The organism is Kitasatospora sp. NPDC056783 (assembly GCF_042789895.1).
Taxonomy (GTDB): Bacteria; Actinomycetota; Actinomycetes; order Streptomycetales; family Streptomycetaceae; genus Kitasatospora.
Genome location: NZ_JBHUAF010000668.1, coordinates 1 through 1947, shown reverse-complemented (window position 1 = coordinate 1947; position 1947 = coordinate 1). Strand labels below are relative to the sequence as shown.

At 71.4% G+C, this 1947-nt stretch carries 2 protein-coding genes; both read right to left on the bottom strand.

The features are described from left to right. Window positions 1-48: 48 nt before the first annotated feature. Complete coding sequence (locus tag ACFRMQ_RS40455) at window positions 49-864, bottom strand: ABC transporter permease (RefSeq protein ID WP_380735915.1); 816 nt, start codon at window positions 862-864, stop codon at window positions 49-51. Further along, the gene (locus ACFRMQ_RS40450; protein WP_380735914.1) at window positions 861-1889 is read right to left on the bottom strand and encodes an ATP-binding cassette domain-containing protein; all 1029 of its coding nucleotides are present in this window, start codon (window positions 1887-1889) and stop codon (window positions 861-863) included. The genes ACFRMQ_RS40455 and ACFRMQ_RS40450 overlap by 4 nt, the downstream gene beginning before the upstream one ends. Window positions 1890-1947: the final 58 nt, after the last annotated feature.

Below are 1947 nucleotides of genomic sequence, written 5' to 3'. Positions count from 1 at the left end.
GCCGGCGCCCCGTCCCTGGCCGCCGGCCGGTTCCGCGCCCCGGCTGGCTCAGACCCGCTTGCGGAAGCGGGCCACCGCCAGCGGGGCGAAGATCGCGGTGGCGGCGGCCGACCAGATCAGCACGATCATCACCGGGTGGGCCACCGCCCCCTGGCCGTTGAGCAGCGCCCTGGAGGCGTCGGCCAGCGCGGACAGCGGGTTGACCTTGGTGAAGGACTGGAGCCAGCCCGGCATGGTGTCGGTCGGCGCGAAGATCGAGCTGCCGAACTGGAGCGGCATCAGGACCAGCATGGAGACGCCCTGCACGGCCTGGGCGCTCTTCAGCGACATGCCCAGCAGCATCGAGATCCAGACGATCGACATGCCGAACACCATCGACAGGCCGACCGCGGCCAGCAGCTCCGGCACGCCGCTCTTCAGCTCGAAGCCGAGGAGGAAGGCGAAGGTCAGCAGGATCGCGGAGGAGAGCAGGGCGCGCAGCGACTCGGCGACGATCTTGGACAGCAGCACCGAAGCCCGGCCGATCGGCAGGGTGCGGAAGCGGTCCATCACCCCGGTCTGGAAGTCGCTGTTCAGTCCGGTGCCGACGGCCAGCGCCAGCGTCATGCCGGTCTGCCCGAGCAGGCCGGGGATCATGTACTGCTTGTAGGCGTCCTGGTCCCCGGCGAACATGGCGCCGCCGAAGACGTAGACGAACAGCACGGTGAAGATGATCGGCATCAGCACCGCGTCGAACATCGACTCCGGGTCGGCCTTGATCCGCATCAGGTTGCGCCTGGTCAGCGCGCCGACGTGACGCAGCGTGCCGGCCAGGCCGATCCGGTTGTCCTCCGCCCGGGCGGGGGCGAGCGTGGCGGTGGTCATGCGACGGGCTCCTTGGCGGGGCTGGCGGCGGGGGCGGTGTCCGCGGCGGCCGCGGGCTTGCCGGTGATGGCGAGGAAGACCTCGTCCAGGCTGGGGACCTTGGTGTCGATGCCGGCGATCGCGAAGCCCCGGGTGCCGAGCACCCCGATCACCGCGGTCAACTGCTCGTCGCCGGTGATCGGGACCGCGAGCAGGCCGGTGTCGGCGGAGACGGTGGCGCCGGCGATGCCGGTGTCCCGCAGGCAGCGGGCCATGTCCGGCAGTTCGGCCGGATTCACCGGCCGCACCTGGAGGGTCTGGCCGCCGACCTTGGCCTTGAGCTCGGCGACGCCGCCGTTGGCGATCACCCGGCCCCGGTCGATGACGGTCAGCTCGTTCGCGAGCTGCTCCGCCTCCTCCATGTACTGGGTGGTCAGCAGCACGGTGCTGCCCTCGGCGACCATCCGCTGCACCTCGTCCCAGACCTCGTTGCGGGTGCGCGGGTCCAGGCCGGTGGTGGGCTCGTCCAGGTAGAGCACCCGGGGGCGGCCGATCATGCTGGCGGCCAGGTCGAGGCGGCGGCGCATGCCGCCGGAGTAGGTCTGGGCGGTGCGCTTGGCGGCCTCGGTGAGGGAGAAGCGTTCCAGCAGCTCGGTGGCCCGGGCCTTGGCGTCCCGGCGGGAGAGGTCGAGCAGCCGGCCGATCAGGTAGAGGTTCTCGTACCCGGAGAGCAGCGCGTCGACGGAGGCGTACTGGCCGGTGAGGCCGATGACGCGGCGCAGCTGCTTGGGCTGGCGCAGCACGTCGTAGCCGCCGACGTACGCGGTGCCGCCGTCCGGCTTGATCAGGGTGGAGAGGATGCGCACCAGGGTGGTCTTGCCGGCGCCGTTGGGGCCGAGCACGCCGAGGACGGTGCCTTCCCGGACGGTGAGGTCGACCCCGTCGAGGGCCTTGGTGTCGCCGAAGTGCTTGATGATGCCCCGGACCTCCACGGCGTTCGCGGAGGTGGTTGCCCGGTCGTTCCGGGCCGTCGCGATTCCTGTCATGCCCCCAGGTTGTCCGCCCCGGCTGTCAGCTCCCTGTCGGTGTCGGCGGTGCGCTGAC